This window comes from Allobosea sp. NPDC003192 (assembly GCF_050275675.1).
GTDB lineage: Bacteria > Pseudomonadota > Alphaproteobacteria > Rhizobiales > Beijerinckiaceae > Allobosea.
In genome coordinates this window covers 94,567-113,195 of the sequence record NZ_JBNNPK010000010.1, presented here as the reverse complement: position 1 = coordinate 113,195, position 18,629 = coordinate 94,567, and the positions used below count along the sequence as shown (strand labels likewise).

Here is an 18,629-nt window from a genome sequence, read left to right as displayed (position 1 = left end):
GGGAACAGGACATGGCCAAGAGCTTGAACTTCCGGACCGCCTGCGCCGTCGCAGGCTTGTCGCTCGCAGCGCTCGGCTCCGCCAGCGCGGCCGAACAGATCATGTTCGTCTCGCAGGGCGGCGCCTATCAGAAGGCGCAGACCATCGCGATCCTCGATCCGAGCGCCAAGAAGCTCGGCATCACCATCAACCAGGACAGCGTGCCCGATGCCTGGCCGATCATGCGCTCGCAGGTCGCGACGGGTAAGCCGACCTGGGACGTCGTCGACGTCGCCACCAATTTCTGCCTGCGGGGCGGCGAGCAGGGCATCGTCGAGAAGCTCGATTTCAGCAAGATCCCGAACGCCGCGGCGATGCCGGCCGAGTACCGCAGCGACTACTCGGTCGCCTATGAGTTCTATTCCAGCGTGCTCGGCTACAGCCTGAAGAAGTTCCCGGACGCTGCCTCCGCGCCCAAGAGCTGGGCCGATTTCTGGGACGTGAAGAAGTTCCCGGGCCGTCGCTCGCTGCGCAACCACCCGCTCGCGACGCTGGAAGCGGCGCTGATGGCCGACGGCGTCGCCGCGGACAAGCTCTACCCGCTCGACGTCGACCGCGCCTTCAAGAAGCTGGAGGAGATCAAGCCGAACATCACGGTGTGGTGGACCTCCGGCGCCCAGTCGGCGCAGCTGCTCAACGATGGCGAGGTGGACATGGTGATGGCCTGGAACGGCCGCATCAGCGCGCTGACCAAGGAAGGCGCCAAGGTCGCCTACACCTACAACCAGGGCATCCTGCAGAGCACCTCGCTCTGCGTGCTGAAGGGCGCGCCCAACCTGCCGACCGCGATCAAGTTCCTGAACGAGGCAGTCGATCCGGTGCACCAGGCCAACCTGCCGCTGCATATCGACTACGGCCCGGCCAATCCGAAGGCCTACGACACCAAGGTGATCTCCGAGGCGCGGGTCAAGGAACTGCCGAGCGCGCCCGAGAATGCCAAGGTGCAGGCGCTGATGTCCTATGCCTGGTGGACCTCGCCGGCCGGCGAAGCCGCCGAGAAGCGCTGGCTGCAGTTCATGCAGAAGTGAGCACGGCGCAACCTCCGTCATTCCGGGGCGCCGCAGAGCGATGAGCCCGGAATCCATAAACGATGCCGGTTCCGGATCGGGAGCCCACCTCCCCTCTCCCGATCCAACGCATCGGCTCTGGATCCGGCGCTCGATCCTTCGGATCGCCCCGGAATGACACCGACCTCGTGAGAGCAGGAGCACACGGCTCGTGAGCGCGATCGACCCATCCCTCACCCATCAGCGCCGCGAGCAGGCGCTGATGACGCTGCTCGCGGCCCCGGCCGTGCTGGTGATCGTCGCGCTGGTGGTGATCCCGGTCGGCTGGCTCGCGGCCCAGTCGATCTACGACAACGGCTTCACGCTGGAGCACTACCGCCGCATCTTCACCGAAGAAGTCTACTGGCGCAGCTTTGCGCTGACCTTCCGTATCGCGCTGATGGTGACGCTGCTCACTCTGCTGCTCGGCTACCCGGTCGCCTATGCCGCCGCCCACGCCAAGCGGCCGTGGAACGTGCTGATCCTCGCCTGCGTGATGTTGCCGTTCTGGACCAGCGTTCTGGTGCGCGCCTATGCCTGGCTTGTGCTGCTGCAGCGCACCGGCGTCGCCAACCAGCTGCTCGAACGCTTCGGCCTGATCAGCGAACCGCTGGCGATGGTCCATAACGAGCTCGGCACAGTGATCGCGACCGTACACATCCTGCTGCCCTTCATGGTCCTGCCGCTCTATTCGACCATGCAGAAGATCCCGCGCGAGCTGATGCTCGCCGGCGCCAGCCTCGGCGGCGGTCCGCTCTACAGCTTCCTGCGTATCTTCCTGCCGCTGTCGCTGCCGGGCGTCGTCGCCGGGCTCACCCTCGTCTTCGTGCTGACGCTCGGCTTCTACATCACGCCCGAGCTGCTCGGCGGTGGGCGCACCGTGATGATCTCGATGGTGGTGAGCCGCAATGTCGAGCTCTACGCGCAATGGGGGGCAGCGAGCGCCGTCGGCGTCGTGCTGCTCGCCTGCGTGCTCGCGATCTTCGCCGCGGTCGGCCGCATCATCCCGCTCGACAAGATGCTGGGGCAGAAATGAAGACCTCGCTGCTGCCCCGCCTCGCCTTCGGCCTCGTCGTCGGGCTCGTCCTGATCTACCTGATGCTGCCGGTGCTGATCATCGTGCCGATGTCGTTCTCGAGCACGCGCTTCCTGACCTTCCCGCCGCCGGCGCTCTCGCTGCGCTGGTACGCCGAATATTTCGGCAATCCCAACTGGATGCAGGGCACGCGCATGAGCCTGATGCTCGGCGTGCTCACCGTGCTGATCGCGACGCCGCTCGGCACCGCCGCCGCCTATGCCATCAGCAATGCCCAGAACCGGCTGATGCGCTCGCTGCACATGGTGCTGATGCTGCCGCTGATCGTGCCGATCATCATCGTCGCGATCGGCATCTTCTTCGTCTACGCCAAGCTCGGCCTGATCCAGACGCTGACCGGGCTGGTGCTGGCCAATGTCATGCTCGGCCTGCCCTATGTCATCACCTCGGTCGTTGCCGGGCTGCAGAGCTTCGACAAGACGCAGGAGATGGTGGCGCGCAGCCTCGGGATGAATCGCCTCCGCGCCTTCCTCACCGTGACCCTGCCGCAGATCAAGGCCAGCGTCTTCGCCGGCGCGGTCTTCGCCTTCATCTCGGCGATCGACGAGACGATCATCGCGCTCTTCGTCTCGGGGGGGCAGTACCAGACCCTGACCAAGCGCATGTTCACGGCGCTGCGCGACGAGATCGACCCGACCATCGCCTCGATCTCGACCCTGCTGACGGCGGCTTCGTTCCTGCTCGTCCTGCTCGCCATGAGCGGACAGAAGAAGGAGGCCTAAAACCCACAGCCCTCATCCTGAGGAGCCGTGCAGCGGCGTCTCGAAGGATGCTTCAGTGCACGCTGGAGCATCCTTCGAGACGCGATCTGCGATCGCTCCTCAGGATGAGGGCTGTGAAAAAAGTACGGCCAGTTCCGTTTTAGTCCGTGAGCACCGGCAGCGCACACGACCGCCGGAGTAGCGTTCCCGAGCGCTCTCAGTGGCGCCAGTCCTGGTAGCGATAATACATCCCGACGAAAGGCAGGAACCAGGGTGGGCCGAAATGGCCGGGCACCGCCGGCCAATCGAGCCCGGCGAAGGGATTCGCCTTCGTGTCGCCGCCCATCACCTTGGCCATCGCCTGGCCCGTGTGGACCGACATCTGGGCGCCATGGCCGCTATAGCCGAGCGCATAGAAGACGCCGTCACGCTCGCCGGCACGCGGCAGCCGGTCGGCGGTCATGTCGACCAGCCCGCCCCAACAATAGTCGATGCGCGTATCCGCGAGCTCCGGGAACAGCTCCAGCATGCGCGCCTTCAGGATCGCACCGCTCTTGGCGTCCGAGGCCGGGTTCGACAGGGCAAAACGCGCCCGTCCGCCGAAGATCAGCCGGTTGTCCGGGGTCAGCCGGAAATAGTTGCCGATGTTCTTCGTGGTCGTCGCGGTTCGCCGCGTCGGCATGATCGCCGCCGTGCGCTCTGGCGAAAGCGGCTCGGTGGCGATGATGAAGCTGCCGACCGGCACGATGCGTCGCCGGAGCCAGGAGAAAGGCCCTTGCCGTGAAACCCCCGTCGCAAGCAGCACCTGCCCGGCTTCCAGCGTGCCACGGCTGGTGACGACGCGGTGAGCCTGGCCATTCAGCCGCTGGAGCCCGGTCACCGCCGCGTTCTCGTGGATCGCCGCGCCGTTTCGCGCCGCCGCCTCGGCGAGGCCGACACCGAACCGGCCCATATGCATATGGGCGCTGCGCGGATAGACCAGCCCGCCGAAGAAGCCGTCCGAACCGATCTCGCGGCGCATGTCCCGCGGCGGCACCACGACCAAGTTCGGCTCGACCGTTCGCTGCAACAGGGCCGCGCTCTTCTCCAGCTTGGCGAAATGCTCCGGCTTGGCGGCGAGCTTGATCTTGCCAGTGCGGATGAAATCGCAGTCGATCGCCTCGCGCGCGACCAGCGCCTCGACGGTATCCACGGCATTGTCGAAGGCGCGGTAGAGCGCGACCGCCCTCTCCTCGCCGAGGGTCGCGGCAAGCCCGCCGAGATCATGCGCCAGGCCGTTGTTGCAATGCCCGCCATTGCGGCCGGAGGCCTGGCCGACAACGCGATCGGCCTCCAGTACGGCGACGCTCGCGCCCGCCTTCGCCAAAGCAAGCGCGGCAGAGAGACCGGTGAAGCCGCCGCCGACCACGGCGACATCGACCTTGCCGGCAATCGGAGCCGCCGAGCCGGCGGTGAATCTCGGCGCCGTCGCGAGCCAGTAGGGTTCGAGCTTCATGGGGTTATGGTCTCAGTGTTCCGGACAAGGCAGCCCGTGCCGCCCTCGGCCGGGCGAGCCGGCTCCGACCGCCGAGAATACCGCCTCGCCGAACAGGTTCTTGGACAATTTTGCAGTTCTCCGCAGCCCAGGGCCTGCCTATAGTCGGCCCGTATTCAAGCAACGAGGCCTATCGCAGTGGCTTACAATACGGCTCGGCGCCGGCTCGACTACGAGCTGACCATCCGGCCGATGACAGAAGCGGACATCTCCCAGGCGCACCAGCTCTCCGTCGGCGTCAGCTGGCCGCATCGGCCGGAGGACTGGCGCTTCGTGCTGGAGGTCGGGCACGGCTTCGTCGCCTGCGATGCGATCGACCGGGCGCTCGCATCGGCGATGTGGTGGCCCTACGGGCCACATTTCGCGACGATAGGCATGGTCATCACCTCGCCGCGCCTGCAGATGCAGGGCGCCGGCCGGCGCCTGATGGACACGATCTTCGAAGAGGCGGGCGAGCGCGACCTCAGGCTCAACGCGACGCGGGCCGGCTACCGGCTCTACCGCTCGCTCGATTTCCAGCCGATCGGCCGGATCTTCCAGCATCAGGGCCGCGCCCAGGCGCCGGCCGGCGCTGCGCCCGACGAATTCGCCGTCCGGCCCATGACCGCCGCGGATGGTGAAGCGATCGCGCAGCTAGACGCCGACGCTTATGGCGCCGACCGCTCGCGCGTCATCGCCGCCTTGATGAAGCTCGCGACCGGGACCGTGATCGAGCGCGACGGCAGGGTCGCGGGCTTCGCGCTCTGCCGTCGCTTCGGCCGCGGCCATGTCGTCGGCCCGATCGTCGCCGAGAGCGACGAGGCGGCGATCGCACTCCTGCGCCCGCATGTGATCGCGCATGACGGGCAGTTCCTGCGCGTCGACACCGCCCAGGAACAGGGCAGGTTCGGCGGCTTCCTCGAAGAATGCGGCATGACCGTCTACGACACCGTGACCACGATGGTCCGGGGCCATAATCACGGGCCGCGCGGCGAGGCGCGGACCTTCGGGCTCGTCACCCAGGCGCTTGGCTGAAATCGGTCAGATGTCGAACAGCGTCGGCAGTGGATAGCCGGGCTTCTGGATCGGCGACTTGATCACGATGTAGCTGAAGTATTTGGAGATGCCGATATTGCGATCGAGCAGCGTCTCGATCAGCGACTGGTAATGCGTCAGCCCGCGCGTGACGAATTTGACGAGGTAGTCGTAGCCGCCGCTGACGAGATGGCATTCCACGACTTCGTCGACGCGCCGAAGCGCCGTCTCGAAGCGGATGAAGTATTCCTTGGTGTGGTCGGTCAGGGTGATCTCGGTGAAGACCGTGATCGTCTCGCCGAGCTTCTGCAGATTGATGGTCGCGCCATAGCCGGAAATGAAGCCGGCCTGCTCCAGCCGCTTGACCCGCAGCAGGCAGGGGCTGGGCGACAGGCCCACCGCATCGGCCAGGTTGACGTTCGTGATCCTGCCGTTGTTCTGCAGCTCGATCAGGATCTTCATGTCGATGCGGTCGAGCCGCACGCCCGGTGTCACGACGAAGGCCTCTTGTCCCTTGATGCCTCTTGCGGAACCGGGCCTGCGGAGCGGGCCCGAACCGGTATCAGACTAGAGCAGGATGCGAAAAAGTGGGAACCGGTTTTTCGCTATGATCCTGCTCTAACTCTTTGATGAGAGGCGGATTCAGATTTCGGATGGAACTGCTTTGCGGTTCCATCCGAAACCATCCGGCTCTCGTCGTTTGATGCGGTCCGGGCCAAGCAAGGATCACGCCGCTTTTGCGGTTTTCAACGCCCCCGCCACCTCCGGCAGTGCCAGGACGTCGTCGAGCGTCTTGCGCAGCCTGGAGACGATCAGGTCGATCTCTGCCTCACTGCAGCAGAGCGGCGGGGCAAGGCCGATGATGTCGTCGGCGAAGGCGCGGAAGATGACGCCATTGGCATAGCCGCGGGCGAAGAGATGGTCCGGCAGCTTCGCCTCGCGCGGCAGCTTCTGCTTCGTCGCCTTGTCGGCGACCAGCTCGACACCGGCGAGCAGGCCGCGCGCCCTGATCTCGCCGACGAGCGGGTGGTCGGCGAGCGTCGCCAGACGCTCCTCGAAATAAGCGCCGACGCGCTGGCCGTTGGCGAGGATGCCGCCCTCCTCGTAGAGGCGCAGCACTTCGAGCGCGACCGCGGCGCTGACCGGATGGCCGGAATAGGTGTAGCCATGGCCGACCGGCCCGCCGGCCGGGGCGTTGTCGGCGATGGCGCGATAGACCTTTTCGCCGATGGCGAGCGCGCCGAGCGGCGCATAACCCGAGGTCAGCCCCTTGGCCATGGTCATCATATCAGGCACGACGCCCTCGGCCTCGCAGGCGAACATCGGGCCGGTGCGGCCGAAGCCGGTGATGACCTCGTCGGCGACGAAGAGGATGTCGAGCTCGGCGGCCGTCTCGCGCATCGCCTTGAGCCAGCCCTTCGGCGGCACGATGACACCGCCCGAACCGATCACCGGCTCGCAGAAGAAGGCCGCGACGTTCTCGGCGCCGAGCTCCGCGACCTTGGCACGCAGCGAGGCGACGCTGGCTGCGATCACCGCCGCGTCGCCCGAGCCGGTCGGGTTGCGATAGGCATAGGGCGGGACGACGTAGTGATGCACATGCGCCGGAAAGTCGAAATTGGCATGGAAGGCCGGCAGCGCCGTGACGCCGGCGCCGGTCGAACTCGAGCCGTGATAGCCGCGCTCGAGCGAGAGGATCGCCTTCTTCGTCGGCCGGCCGGTGACGTTGTAGTAGAACTGGATCAGGCGCAGCGCGCTGTCGACCGCATCCGAACCGCCCAGCGAGAAATAGATGTGGTCGAGATCGCCGGGGGTCAGCTCGGCGAGCTTGGCGGCGAGGCGGATCGTCGGCTCGCTGCCGAAGCTGAAATAGCCGGTGGCATAGGGCAGCTCGCGCATCTGGCGGGCGGCTGCCTCGACGATGCTGTCATGGCCGTAGCCGACATTGACGCACCACAGCCCGGCGAAGCCGTCGATCAGCTCGTGGCCGTCGGCATCGGTGACGAAGGCGCCCTTGGCCGATTTCATCACGGTGACGCCGCGCTTCTCATGGCCGGCCCAGTTGGCGACCGGATGGACCCAGTGGCGGCGGTCGAGTGCTTCGAGGGAGTTGACGCTCATGGCGGAACCTCAGGCAGGACGGGAAGACGGAATGGATGAGAAGGCCGTGGGCCCCGGATAGGCGATCCGACCGGCCCGCGATGGCGGGGGTTGCACCAACTCGCGCAGATAGCGGCCGGGCGTCACGCCGTAGATGTTCTTGAAATGACGCGAGAGATGGCTCTGGTCGAAGAAGCCGGCCTCCAGCGCGGCCTGCGCGGCCGGAACGCCATCGACGAGCAGCGCCCGCGCATAGCGCACGCGCTCACGGCAGACGAAGCGATGCGGCGTCAGCCCGACCTGGCGCCGGAAGACAGTGACGAAGCGGCAGACGCTGAGGCCGGCCAGCGAGGCGAGGTCGTCAAGATAGAGAGCCTCGGTGAAATGCCGCTCGATATGGCTCAGCGCCCGCCGGATGCCGGGGCTCGCCGGCTCCGCCACTCGGGCGGCAGAACTGGAAACAGACTGGAGCATGGCCGCTTCGTCCTCCGCTGAACCCAAATAGGGTCAGCAGGGAGGCTAGGAGCGGCCGGCGCTGCTGTGCGGCGGCTTTCGCGCGCCGCTTTGGTATCCCCTGCCCTATTCGGGGGCGGGATCGGCAGATCGTGCTTCGCCCTGCCGATCAGGCTGACTTCAGCCCGCCGATATGGAAGCTCTTCAGCTCAAGATATTCCTCGATGCCGGTCGCGCCGCCCTCGCGGCCGATGCCAGACTGCTTGATGCCGCCGAAGGGCGCCACTTCCATCGAGACCGAGCCGGTGTTGAGGCCGACCATGCCGAATTCGAGCCGCTCGCCGACGCGCCAGGAGCGGTTGAGGTTCTCGGTGTAGAAATAGGCCGCCAGCCCATAGGGCGTGCCGTTGGCGATATCGATCGCCTCGTCCTCGTGCCTGAAGCGGAACAGCGGCGCGACCGGGCCGAAGGTCTCCTCATTGGCGAGGCGCATGCGCGTGGTCGCGCCGGTCAGCACCGTCGGCACCACGAAGCGGGAGCCGTCGACCTCGCCCTGAGCCGCGGCGAAGCGCGTCGCGCCGAGCGAGAGTGCATCATCGAGATGCGCGTGGACCTTCTCGACCGCCGCCGCATTGATCAATGGGCCGATGGTGACGCCGTCCTGCCGGCCGTCGCCGACCCGCATCGACGCCACGGCCTTGGCAAGGCGGTCGGCGAAGGCGTCGTGGATGCCGTCCTGCACCAGGATGCGGTTGGCGCAGACGCAGGTCTGGCCGGCATTGCGGAACTTGCTGGCAAGGGCGCCGGCGACCGCAGCGTCGAGATCGGCATCGTCGAAGACGATGAAAGGCGCATTGCCGCCGAGCTCGAGACTGAGCCGCTTCAGCGTGTCCGAGCATTGCCGCATCAGCAGCGCACCGACCCGGGTCGAGCCGGTGAAGGAGAGTTTGCGGACGATGGGATTCTGCGTCAGGGCCGCGCCAACCCCTTGGGGCAGGCCGGTGACGATGTTGATCACGCCGGGCGGGAAGCCGGCGCGCTCGGCCAATACGCCGAGCGCCAGCGCCGAATAGGGCGTCAGCTCCGAGGGCTTCACCACGATCGGGCAGCCGGCGGCGAGCGCCGGCGCGCATTTGCGGGTGATCATCGCATTGGGGAAGTTCCAGGGCGTGATCGCGGCGGAGACACCGACGGGTTCCTTCAACACGAGGATGCGCCGGTCGTTGGTCGGGGCCGGCACCGTGCTGCCATAGACGCGGCGCGCCTCCTCGGCGAACCATTTGATGAAGCCGGCGCCGTAGAGCACCTCGCCCTCGGCCTCCGCCAGCGGCTTGCCCTGCTCGGCCGTCATGATGCGGGCGAGATCCTTGCGGTGCTCCAGCAAGAGGTCGTGCCAGCGCTCCAGCAGGGCGGCCCGCTCGGCCGCCGGCCGCGCCTTCCAGGCCGGGAACGCGGCCTCGGCGGCCGCGATCGCGGCGTTGGTTTCCGTCTCGCCGCAGGCTGGAATCGTGCCGATCTCGATGCCGGTCGCAGGGTCGCGCACCGGCAGTTCCTCGCCGGAGGCGGCACCAACCCATTCGCCGCCGATCAGGGCGCGACCTACGAGAAGGCTGCGGTCTTCGAGAGCGACGATGGACATCTTAGGACCTCGTTCAGTAGCCGCGACCGCGGTCGATCAGGCCGATCAGGGGCTCGCCCGCCTCGTGGCGCCGCAGGTTGTCGAGGACGATGTCGAGCGAGGCCTCGGAGCGCGAGCGGCTGGCTATATGCGGGGTGAGCAGGACCTTGGGGTGGCTCCAGAGCGGATGCCCTTCCGGCAGCGGCTCGGGCTCGCAGACATCCAGCACGGCGCCCGCAAGATGGTCGCTGTCCAGCGCCGCCAGCAGGGCGTCCTGGTCGAGATGGCCGCCCCGGCCGGCGTTGACGATCATTGCCCCCTGCGGCAACCGGGCGAACAACTCGGCGCCGAGCAGGCCGCGCGTCGCATCGGTCAGCGGCAGCAGGCAAACCAGGATATCGGTGCGTGCGAGGAAGGCCGGCAGTTCGGCATCGCCCGCGAAGGTCTCGATCCCCTCGACCTCGTGCCGCGAGCGGCTCCAGCCGGCCACGCCGAAGCCGAATTCGGCGAGCTTCAGCGCGCAGGCCTTGCCGAGCATGCCGAGGCCGAGAACGCCAACGCGGCGCTCGCTCGTCGGCCTGATCCGCAGCGGCCTCCAGGCCTGTTCCCGCTGCGCAGCGATATAGGGCACGAGGTCGCGATGCAGGGCGAGCACCGATATGGTGACGTATTCGACCATGCTGTCGACGAGGCCGGGCTCGATCATCCGTATGATCGGCAGGCTCGCTGGGATATCGGCGAGGTTCAGCTGGTCGACGCCAGCGCCAACCGAGACCAGCAGTTCGAGATTGGGGAACTGGCCGAGCAGGTCGTCCGGCGGAATCCAAGCGGCGAGATAGCGGATCTCGGCGGGATCACCGATATCCGGCCAGATCCGGAACGGCAGCTCAGGCGCCTTGTCCGCGAGCAGCCGCGTCCATTCCTCGGCGCGGGCAGCATCGGACTTGAGCAGCAGCGTCATGGTGTCGACCTCGCGGATATCAGCCGAGCGCCTGAGTGATCAGGGCATGGAGGCGCGCCGGTCCAGGTGCGGCCGGCAGATCGCCCCGCACCATGGCCGCAACGTCTCCGGCCGGCGCAAGGCCATGCTGTTCCAGCCACCCGCCCAGCCCGGAATCGAACGGCAGATCGACCCGGATGAACTGCCCGGCCCGACCGTGCAGCCAGCAGGCGATCAGAGCACGCGCCTCCGTCTCGTCGGCAGCCACGACCGGACCGATCACATGGCCGCGACCGAAGGCGCGCAGCATGCTGAAGCCGACCGGCTGTCCCGCTCGTTCCAGCACCAGGCATTCGCCGCATTGCAGGAGCGCCGCCAGGACCGGCCCTCGCTCCAGTCCTGTCGCCTCTCGATCGAGCCGTTCGAGCATGGCGAGATCGGCCGGGCTGCCCGGACGCAAGCTTTCGTCCGCGCCAAGCTCCGGTGCGGCGACGGCGAGGACGTGGCCGTGATACTGGGTCACGCCACCACAGGGCCGGAAGCCGAGACGGACATAGAGGGGCTCGCCGGCGACGGTCGCATTGAGCATCAGCGACCGCTCGCCGGCCTGCGCTAGCAGCGCCTGCATCAGGCGCTTGCCGATCCCGGCCCCCTGCTCCTCGGGTACGACGATGATCATCCCGACTGTCGCATGGCGCTCGCCATAGGGCCACCATTGGCCGGTGGCGACGAGCCTGCCGTTCCGCTCGCCGACGATACCGTGACCGAGGCCGATCACGAACTCCCAGTCCTCACGGCGATGCGGCCAGCCGATGCGGTGCGACAGCTCCGCGCACGAAGCCGCATCGTCCATGCGGATTGCCCGCAGCGTCAGCGCTTCCGGAGCCCCGATCCCGGCCGTGCCCGTCTCGACGACGGGTGCCATCGAGCTCACGCGCCGACCTCCTGAACGACATAGACCTTGGCGACATGCTCGTCGCTGTCCCAGGCGCATGGCGTGCCCTGGGCCACGAACACGCTTTCGCCTGCCGCGATCCGGACCGGACGCCCGTCAGTTCCGGTGAGGGTGACGCTGCCGGCGAGGATATGCATCAGCTCGTTGACCGGCTGCGGGCGCAGGATGCGTCGATATGGCGTCGAATCCCAGATGCCGGCCCGCAGGCGCGCCGCCTCGTCGGTAAAGGCGTTGAAGCTCCGGCACTTCGGCACCGGCCCTTCGAGAAGATTGGCCGGGGGCGGCGACGACGGCGAGAGCGGCGCATCGGCCGGCAGCTCCGTCACGCCGGGTGCAGCCGAAGCTGCCCCGGCGCCGGCGCAGAAGATCCAGCTCGTGCCAGGTGTCGCCTCGATGCGCAGGGTCGTGCCGCGCGCGATCACAATGCTTTCGCCGGGCTGAAGCGTGCGTCGATCGCCGGCTGCGAGCGTCAGATCGAGACGCCCCGCCCGGAGAACCAGCACCTCGGTGTGCGGGAAGGCCGCGCTCTCCAGGACGCCGGAGAAGGCTACGCGCCCCACCGCCAGATCCTGTGGCCCGCTCCAGGCAATCTCTCGGGCAGCGCCGAAAGGATCGTGTTTGGAAAGCGGCCAAGTGCCGGCGGCACTGGCGTGAGTGGCGAGGACGATCGGAAAGGTCGGCATGAACGGTTCACCCAGCATGATGATGCTGAGTTAGGCCGTTTCGCAGCCGGCGGATTGGAGGAAATTCTCGGGATCGGCTGCCGGCATGGCGCAGAGGCCGCGTCGACGAGGCGTGGGCTGATTCGGTCATCGAATTTGACAGAGGGCTTGAGACGACGCTGACGCTCGTCACGAAGACCGCACCTCAACCTCGGTTGCGAGATCGTCGCGCGTCGAATGCCCGGCTCCGGTCAAGCTTTGAGGTGAAGCGTCACCAGCACGGTGATCTCGGCGCCATCCGGCAGCGTCGCGGCGACGCGGACGAAATTGCCGAAATGGGCGAGGCGCTGGAAGCTCACCGCGTCCTTCGCCGTCGGCAGGGCGAATTCCGAACCTTCGGCGCACCAGTGCATGCCGTCGGCCGAGATTTCGATCCGCGCCTTGGGCAGCGCTCCCTTCGGCTGCTTCAGCGCCCGCACGAAGACGATGGCCTCCCTCGCCCAGCCGGCCTCGTAGGGCTCGGTCGCGCTCGATCCCGTCCAGCTCTCGTTGCGGGCGACGACAGCGGTCAGGTTCTCTGGCAGCATCAGAATTCTCCCGACAGGCAGACGGAATCGAGATAGGCGAAGGCGCGCTTGTCGGTGTCGGTCTCGGCGAAGAAGGCGAGATTGAGCATGCACCAGAGGTTCTTCATCGCGGGTATGCGGATGCAGTCGAAGCCGTCCATGGAGAACACCCGATCATTCACTTGGAATCTGGTCGCCTGCATCGCGGCGAGATCGAAGTCGAAGCGCAGATAGTGCCAGTTCACCTTGGTCGGGATCTCGTTGTAGCAGAGCCGCTGCTCGCCGCCGGGCAGATCCTCCCAGTCGTCGGGGGCGAGGTGGTAATGCGTGATCGTCTTGCCGGCCGTTCCGATCGGCTTGATCGGCGTCGTCCGGCGCTTGAACTGCCATTTCTGGATGTGCTTGCCGTCCTGCGCATTGAGGAAGCGCAGATGCGGCATCACCCGATCGCCCGGGCCTGAGGTATCGCCGATCTGAAGATCGTAGAGGAAGCCGAAGGAGCGGATATCGGTCTCCGAGAGTTGCAGGTCCATCGCCTCGGGCTTGAAGGTGAAATAGGCCTCGAGCCGGATCGGCCCCGGTTTGCGGAAGGTCAGGCGCTTGATCGCGACGTTCTGCGCGCCCTTTTTCGGCCGCGTCGCGATCTTCAGCGCATAGGAGCCGTCGACGCCGCCATGCGAGCCGAAATCCCAGTTCGGCAGGGTCGAGAGCATGGCGTGGCTGTGCTGGGCATAGCCCGGCAGCATCGCGTCCAGCGTGTCCTCGTAATTGCCGACCAATTGGGTCCAGCCGCACATGCCGCGGTCGAAATCGTCGAGGCAGATGATCCGGGGCAGCGGATCGAAACGGCTGAGCTGCGGGTCGGCCTCGCGAATGGCGCGTCTGAAATCGTCGAGCTGGGTCATGGCGATTACCCCTTCACCGCGCCGGCGGTCAGGCCCGCCACGAGATGCTTCTGCATGAGGATGACGAAGGCGAGCACCGGCACGAGTTGCACGGTCGAGGCGGCGAAGAGCACGCCCCATTCGACGCCCTCGACGGCGCCGATCATCTCGGAGATCACCAGCGGCGCGGTCTTCGCCTTGGTGGTGGTGAAGATGAAGGCGAAGAGGAACTCGTTCCAGGCGTAGACGATGACGAAGACCGAGACGGCGAGCATGCCCTGCGCCGCCATCGGCAGGATCACCTTGGCGATGATCTGCATCTGCGAGGCGCCGTCCATCATCGCGGCCTCGTCGAGCTCGCGCGGGATCTGGTCGATGAAGGTGCGCATCACCACCGTACCCAACGAGACGAAGAAGGTGGCGTAGAGCACGATCAGCACGAAGTGGGTGTCGTTGAGGCCGAGCCAGTTCACCACCGGAAACAGAGGCAGCGTGATCACGATCGGCGGGATCAGCCGGATGAAGATCAGGAAGAAGGCCGAGGCCTGCAGGCCCTTCGAGGCGAAGCGCGAATAGGCGAAGCCGGCGAGCAGGGAGACGCCGACGGCGAGCACGGTCGCGCCGACGGTGACGAGGAAGCTGTTCCACAAGCCGAAGAAGAAATCGCCCCAGCGGCTCCAGAGCGCCTGATAGTTCGCCAGCGTCGGCACGAAGGCGAAGGTGCTGCCGGTCGAAAAGATGTCGCGGTCGGCCTTGAAGGACGACATGGCGATCAGGCCGATCGGCACCAGCGACCAGGCGACGATCGCGAGGACGCCGACGAGCTTGAGGAGATGGCGCAGAAGCTTAGGCACGCGCGAACATCTCCCTGTAGAGTCGGCGCAGATAGAACAGCGCGAGCAGGAGCGAGGCGAGCACCAGGAGCCAGCCGGTGGCCGCGGCCGGGCCGAAGGCGTTGTAGCGGAAGGCCTCGAGATAGAGATAGACCGCCATCACCTCGGTCGAGCGCGCCGGGCCGCCTCCGGTCATCAGCCAGACCTCGGAGAACAGGCGGAAGGCGAAGATGTAGCGGAACAGCGCCGCGATCAGCAGCGCCGGCATCAGCAGCGGCAGCGTCACCCGGCGGAACGAGGTCCAGGGTGAGGCGCCGTCGATCGCCGCGGCCTCGTAGAGGTCGCCGGGTATCGAGAGCCTCGCCGCATAGAGGATGATGAAGCTGAACGGCAGGTGCAGCCAGATCGAGAGCAGGCTGACCATGGCGAGCCCGTGGTTCGGGTTCACCGCCCATTCGATCGGCGGCAGGCCGAACGACATCAGGAGCCGGCTCATCATCCCGACATCAGGCTCGAACAGGAAGCGCCACATCACCACCGCCGAGACCTCGCTGACGGCATAGGGCGCGAGCACGATCGCGAGCAGCAGCGGCCGGAACGGCACGCCCGAAGCGAAGAACAGCGCCATGCCGAGCCCAAGCAGCAGCTCGACATGCACGACGACGGCGACGACGATCACCGTGTTGAGGAGCGCTTTCCAGAAATAGGCGTCGCCCAGCACCTTGGCGTAGTTGGCGAAGCCGACGAAGCTTGCCGCCTGGCCGAAGGAGGACTGGTTGAGGCTGAGCCAGAAGACATAGATCGCCGGCAGGAAGATGATGCCGCCGATCATCAGCTGGACCGGCGAGACCAGCGCGATCGCCGAAAGAGGGGTGCGGGCGCTCATCAGGCGATCCTGAAGCGCGCGAGCGCGTCGCGGTCGATCTCGATGCCGAGCCCCGGCCCCTGTGGCACGGAAAGCTTGCCATCGACGAGTTGCGATCCCTCGCCGACGATCGGCTGGGTGAAGGCGTCGCGCAGCGGGTTCTGGTAGACCATGCATTCGAAGGTGCGGAAGGTCTCGGCCGCCGCAGCGAGCTGCAGGCTGGCGGCGACGCAGATCGCGCCCGACCAGCCGACATGCGGTGCATAAGCCGTGTTGAAGGCGGCGGCGAGCTCGCAGATGCGCCAGGTCTCGCTGATCCCGCCCGAGCGCGTCACGTCCGGCTGGATCAGCCCGAGCGAGCGGTCCTGCAGCGAAATCAGCGCGTCGCTCGCGACGAAGTCGCTCTCGCCGGCAGCGAGCCGGATCGGCAGATGCTGGGACAGGCGGCGATAGCCCTCGCGATCCTGCGGCGCGATCGGCTCCTCGAAGAAGCCATAGCCGAGATCGGCCAGCGCCCGCCCTACGATCAGTGCGTCGTCAACGTCATAGGCCCAGTTGGCGTCGACATAGAGGGCGATGTCGTCGCCCGCGAGCTTGCGGACGAGTTTCGCGCGGGCGATCGCATCGCGCAGGGGGTGGCCGAGCTTGACCTTGATTTCGCGGAAGCCGGCTTTCAGCACGGCTGCGACCTCGGCCTCGACCGTCGCATCGTCGAGCCAGTTGATCGAGGAAGCGTAGGCCGCGATCTCGCTGCGACCCATGCCGCCAAGCAGCTTGTGGATCGGCTGGCCCGCCTGCTTGCCAGCGATGTCCCAGAGCGCGATGTCGATGGCCGCGATCGCCTCGACGACCTGGCCGCCGGGACGCCCCGACAGTGCGGCCCGCATCGTCTTCCACAGCGCCCGCCGGTCAGCGGCATCGCGGCCGATCAGGCGCGACACCAAGGCTTCCTCGATGAAGCGGGCATAGCCGGCGGCGCCGCGGCGGCAGAGACCCTCGCCGAAGCCGACGGTGCCGTCTTCGGTCTCGATTTCGACCACGACGATCTCGATCGCCGGATAATCGCCCTGGGATGTCCGCTGGACCTTGGGCAGGGTCGCACGCAGCGGATGCGCAACAACCTTCGAGATACGGCTGGCCGACATGAAGCGGCGTCCTCTTGAGCGCTCAACTTATCTGATAGGTTGAACAGTTGCCAAGCTGAGCAGCATCTGTCAATGATCATCGAACGGAGGTGATCGATGAGCGATGCCGCTTCATCCCTGCTCGATGGCGACGATCCATTCGCCGGCGGCGATGTCGTGCCGATGCGGCTCGGCGACGCCGTGATCCAGCGCATCACCCAGGCGATCCAGGATGGCAGGCTGAAGCCCGGCGATGCCCTGCCGTCGGAAGCGCGGATCGCCGCCTCCTTCGGTGTCAGCAAGCCGATCGCCCGCGAGGCGATCCGCCAGCTCGCCGCGATGGGCGTCGTCCATATCCAACAGGGCAAGCCGACCCGCGTGCAGGCGCTCGATGCCGCCCCGCTCGACCGCTTCTATCGCTTCGCCGTGCGCGGCCGCCCGAACGGCCTGACCGAGGCGGTGGAATTGCGCCGCATCCTCGAGCCGCCGATCGCGGCCCATAGCGCCGCGCGCCGCTCGGCCGAAGACATCGAGAAGCTCGACCTGATCCTCGCCCGCATGGAGGATGCACTCGGCCACGTCCCGCGCTGGATCGAAGCCGATCTCGACTTCCACGAGGCCATCGCGGCCTCCTCAGGCAATCGCCTGCTCGATTTCCAGATCAGGGGCCTGCGGCCGGTGATCCGCGAGGTCATGGAGATCTTCAACTCGCGCGGAAAGCGCACCAAGGACGATTGGCGCCGCACCTTCGAGCGGCATGTGCGCGTCGTCGAGGCGATCCGCGCTGGAGATCAGGCCGCGGCCTCGGCCGCCATGAACAAGCATTTCGAAGCGGCTGAAGCCGCCATCGCGGAACTCGCGAACCATCGGGAGGACAGGCATGACCATGGAGACAGGGCTGGACCGTAGGCAGTTCGGCGCCGGCATTCTCGGGCTGAGCTTTGCGACGTTGGGCGCAGGCGCTGCCCGCGCGCAGCAGAGCGGGCCGTTCAACGTCTTCGCCCATCGCGTCATGCAGACGGTTGCGACCGGCGCGCAGGGCGGCGACATCACCAAGGATTGGGCCGCGAAGAACGGTGTCGGCGTCCAGTGGACGACTTTCGACACAGGCCCGCTGCAGGAACGGCTCTTCCGCGAGGCGAGCCTCGGCGAGAGCTCGGTCGATGTCGGCTTCGTCCTCAATACCCAGGTCGTGCCGCGTGCGGCAAATCTGTTCGAGGCGCTCGACGACTATCTCAAGCGCGACCCGCTCGAGGACGCAGGCGACATCTTTCCGGGGCTGATGCAGGGCATGAATGTCGGCGGCAAGCAGCTCGCCGTACCGTTCCGCCATGCCTCGTCGGGTCTTCACTACAATGAGGAGATCCTGGCCGAGAAAGGCTTCTCCAAGCCGCCGGCGACGATCGAGGAGATGATCGAGATCGCTAGGGCTTGCAGCTACCGCCGCGCCGACGGCACGCAGGTCGTCGGCCTGTGCACGCCGGGCGTGACCTATCCAAACGTGATCGACCTCGCCCGCGCCTGGGATGGCGAGTTCATCACACCGGACTTCAAATGCGCCGCCGACCAGCCGCCGATGCTGAACGCGATCAGGACCTTGCGCGAGCTCTTCCAGGCCAATGCCTTCCCGCGCAATTTCGCGACGCTGTCGCCCGAAGACGTCAATGTCTGGATGCAGCAGGGCCGGGCGGCGATGAGCCTCCAGAGCATGGGCCGCAACCGCATCTACAACGATCCGCAGAAGTCGAAATTCTCCGGCAAGATCAAGACGATCGCCGTGCCGGCCTCGAAGACGCTGGCGGGCAAATACGATGCGGCCCCGGCCAAGGTCGAGTTCTGGGGCATGGTCATCCCCAAGAACGCCAAGCGCAAGGACCTCGCCTGGAGCTTCATCAAGGCGATGGCTTCGAAGGAGGCGACCTTGAAGGCCGCCCTCAACGGCAACGGCCCGGTGCGCGCCTCGACCTATGCCGACCAGAGTTTCGCCGGAACCGTGCCCTACGCTGCCGAGGAGCTGAAGGTCTTGAAGGTGGCGCGCGTGCCGCTACCGGCCTTCGACGAAGCGGCCCGCGCCGGCGACCTCTTCAAGGAGGAAGCGGAGGCGGCGGTGCTCGGCATGAAGACGCCGGAGGAGGCGATGGCCTCACTCGTCAAGCGTGTGCAGCCGCTGCTGCCGGCCTGACCGCAGGCCGCAAAGGT

Annotated in this window: 19 protein-coding genes; 6 read left to right on the top strand and 13 right to left on the bottom strand. The window is 66.8% G+C overall.

Annotated elements, in window-relative coordinates; genetic code table 11:
* The first annotated feature begins 11 nt into the window (after nucleotides 1-11).
* From ACQKLX_RS15500 to ACQKLX_RS15490, 3 genes are all read left to right on the top strand, one after another.
* Nucleotides 12-1,067, top strand: a complete 1,056-nt coding sequence (locus tag ACQKLX_RS15500) for an ABC transporter substrate-binding protein (protein ID WP_427362458.1) — start codon at nucleotides 12-14, stop codon at nucleotides 1,065-1,067.
* 241 nt (nucleotides 1,068-1,308) lie between these two features.
* Nucleotides 1,309-2,121, top strand: coding sequence for an ABC transporter permease (locus ACQKLX_RS15495; RefSeq protein ID WP_427362554.1), 813 nt, complete (start codon nucleotides 1,309-1,311; stop codon nucleotides 2,119-2,121).
* On the top strand, nucleotides 2,118-2,903 hold the full coding sequence (locus ACQKLX_RS15490; RefSeq protein WP_427362457.1) for an ABC transporter permease: 786 nt from the start codon (nucleotides 2,118-2,120) through the stop codon (nucleotides 2,901-2,903). The genes ACQKLX_RS15495 and ACQKLX_RS15490 overlap by 4 nt, the downstream gene beginning before the upstream one ends.
* Nucleotides 2,904-3,099: 196 nt before the next feature.
* Here the strand turns inward: ACQKLX_RS15490 and ACQKLX_RS15485 are convergent, their stop codons facing one another.
* Nucleotides 3,100-4,377: an NAD(P)/FAD-dependent oxidoreductase gene (locus ACQKLX_RS15485; protein ID WP_427362456.1), complete on the bottom strand. Its 1,278-nt coding sequence runs from the start codon at nucleotides 4,375-4,377 to the stop codon at nucleotides 3,100-3,102.
* Nucleotides 4,378-4,608: 231 nt separating this feature from the next.
* On the opposite strand from ACQKLX_RS15485, the gene ACQKLX_RS15480 reads away from it, so the two are divergent.
* Nucleotides 4,609-5,430 carry a GNAT family N-acetyltransferase gene (locus tag ACQKLX_RS15480; RefSeq protein WP_427362553.1) on the top strand — a complete coding sequence of 274 codons (822 nt, stop codon included), beginning with the start codon at nucleotides 4,609-4,611 and terminating at the stop codon, nucleotides 5,428-5,430.
* A gap of 6 nt (nucleotides 5,431-5,436) precedes the next feature.
* Here ACQKLX_RS15480 and ACQKLX_RS15475 read toward each other — a convergent pair whose 3' ends face one another.
* The 12 genes from ACQKLX_RS15475 to ACQKLX_RS15420 form a co-directional block, all read right to left on the bottom strand.
* On the bottom strand, nucleotides 5,437-5,913 hold the full coding sequence (locus ACQKLX_RS15475) for an Lrp/AsnC family transcriptional regulator (protein WP_427362552.1): 477 nt from the start codon (nucleotides 5,911-5,913) through the stop codon (nucleotides 5,437-5,439).
* Nucleotides 5,914-6,156: 243 nt separating this feature from the next.
* On the bottom strand, nucleotides 6,157-7,551 hold the full coding sequence (locus tag ACQKLX_RS15470) for an aminotransferase class III-fold pyridoxal phosphate-dependent enzyme (RefSeq protein WP_427362455.1): 1,395 nt from the start codon (nucleotides 7,549-7,551) through the stop codon (nucleotides 6,157-6,159).
* Between the two features lie 9 nt (nucleotides 7,552-7,560).
* Nucleotides 7,561-8,004 carry a helix-turn-helix domain-containing protein gene (locus tag ACQKLX_RS15465; RefSeq protein WP_427362454.1) on the bottom strand — a complete coding sequence of 148 codons (444 nt, stop codon included), beginning with the start codon at nucleotides 8,002-8,004 and terminating at the stop codon, nucleotides 7,561-7,563.
* A gap of 148 nt (nucleotides 8,005-8,152) precedes the next feature.
* Nucleotides 8,153-9,622 (bottom strand): NAD-dependent succinate-semialdehyde dehydrogenase, encoded by a 1,470-nt coding sequence (locus ACQKLX_RS15460; protein WP_427362453.1) that lies wholly within the window; start codon nucleotides 9,620-9,622, stop codon nucleotides 8,153-8,155.
* Between the two features lie 13 nt (nucleotides 9,623-9,635).
* Nucleotides 9,636-10,562, bottom strand: a complete 927-nt coding sequence (locus ACQKLX_RS15455) for a 2-hydroxyacid dehydrogenase (RefSeq protein ID WP_427362452.1) — start codon at nucleotides 10,560-10,562, stop codon at nucleotides 9,636-9,638.
* Nucleotides 10,563-10,581: 19 nt separating this feature from the next.
* Entirely contained in the window at nucleotides 10,582-11,466 is an 885-nt protein-coding gene (locus tag ACQKLX_RS15450; protein WP_427362551.1) for a GNAT family N-acetyltransferase, read from the bottom strand.
* A gap of 5 nt (nucleotides 11,467-11,471) precedes the next feature.
* Nucleotides 11,472-12,179, bottom strand: coding sequence for a cupin domain-containing protein (locus tag ACQKLX_RS15445; protein ID WP_427362451.1), 708 nt, complete (start codon nucleotides 12,177-12,179; stop codon nucleotides 11,472-11,474).
* A 230-nt stretch (nucleotides 12,180-12,409) separates the two neighbouring features.
* A complete protein-coding gene (locus ACQKLX_RS15440; RefSeq protein ID WP_427362450.1) occupies nucleotides 12,410-12,745 on the bottom strand; it encodes a hypothetical protein in 336 nt (111 codons plus the stop codon).
* Nucleotides 12,745-13,629, bottom strand: a complete 885-nt coding sequence (locus tag ACQKLX_RS15435) for a DUF6772 family protein (RefSeq protein WP_427362449.1) — start codon at nucleotides 13,627-13,629, stop codon at nucleotides 12,745-12,747. The genes ACQKLX_RS15440 and ACQKLX_RS15435 overlap by 1 nt, the downstream gene beginning before the upstream one ends.
* Nucleotides 13,630-13,634: 5 nt before the next feature.
* Nucleotides 13,635-14,462: a carbohydrate ABC transporter permease gene (locus ACQKLX_RS15430; RefSeq protein ID WP_427362448.1), complete on the bottom strand. Its 828-nt coding sequence runs from the start codon at nucleotides 14,460-14,462 to the stop codon at nucleotides 13,635-13,637.
* Complete coding sequence (locus ACQKLX_RS15425; RefSeq protein WP_427362447.1) at nucleotides 14,455-15,327, bottom strand: carbohydrate ABC transporter permease; 873 nt, start codon at nucleotides 15,325-15,327, stop codon at nucleotides 14,455-14,457. The genes ACQKLX_RS15430 and ACQKLX_RS15425 overlap by 8 nt, the downstream gene beginning before the upstream one ends.
* Nucleotides 15,327-16,451: a mandelate racemase/muconate lactonizing enzyme family protein gene (locus tag ACQKLX_RS15420; protein ID WP_427362446.1), complete on the bottom strand. Its 1,125-nt coding sequence runs from the start codon at nucleotides 16,449-16,451 to the stop codon at nucleotides 15,327-15,329. Before ACQKLX_RS15420 ends, ACQKLX_RS15425 begins: the two co-directional genes overlap by 1 nt.
* 96 nt (nucleotides 16,452-16,547) lie before the next feature.
* On the opposite strand from ACQKLX_RS15420, the gene ACQKLX_RS15415 reads away from it, so the two are divergent.
* Nucleotides 16,548-17,339 carry a FadR/GntR family transcriptional regulator gene (locus ACQKLX_RS15415; protein ID WP_427362445.1) on the top strand — a complete coding sequence of 264 codons (792 nt, stop codon included), beginning with the start codon at nucleotides 16,548-16,550 and terminating at the stop codon, nucleotides 17,337-17,339.
* Entirely contained in the window at nucleotides 17,311-18,612 is a 1,302-nt protein-coding gene (locus ACQKLX_RS15410; RefSeq protein ID WP_427362444.1) for an ABC transporter substrate-binding protein, read from the top strand. Before ACQKLX_RS15415 ends, ACQKLX_RS15410 begins: the two co-directional genes overlap by 29 nt.
* Nucleotides 18,613-18,629: the final 17 nt, after the last annotated feature.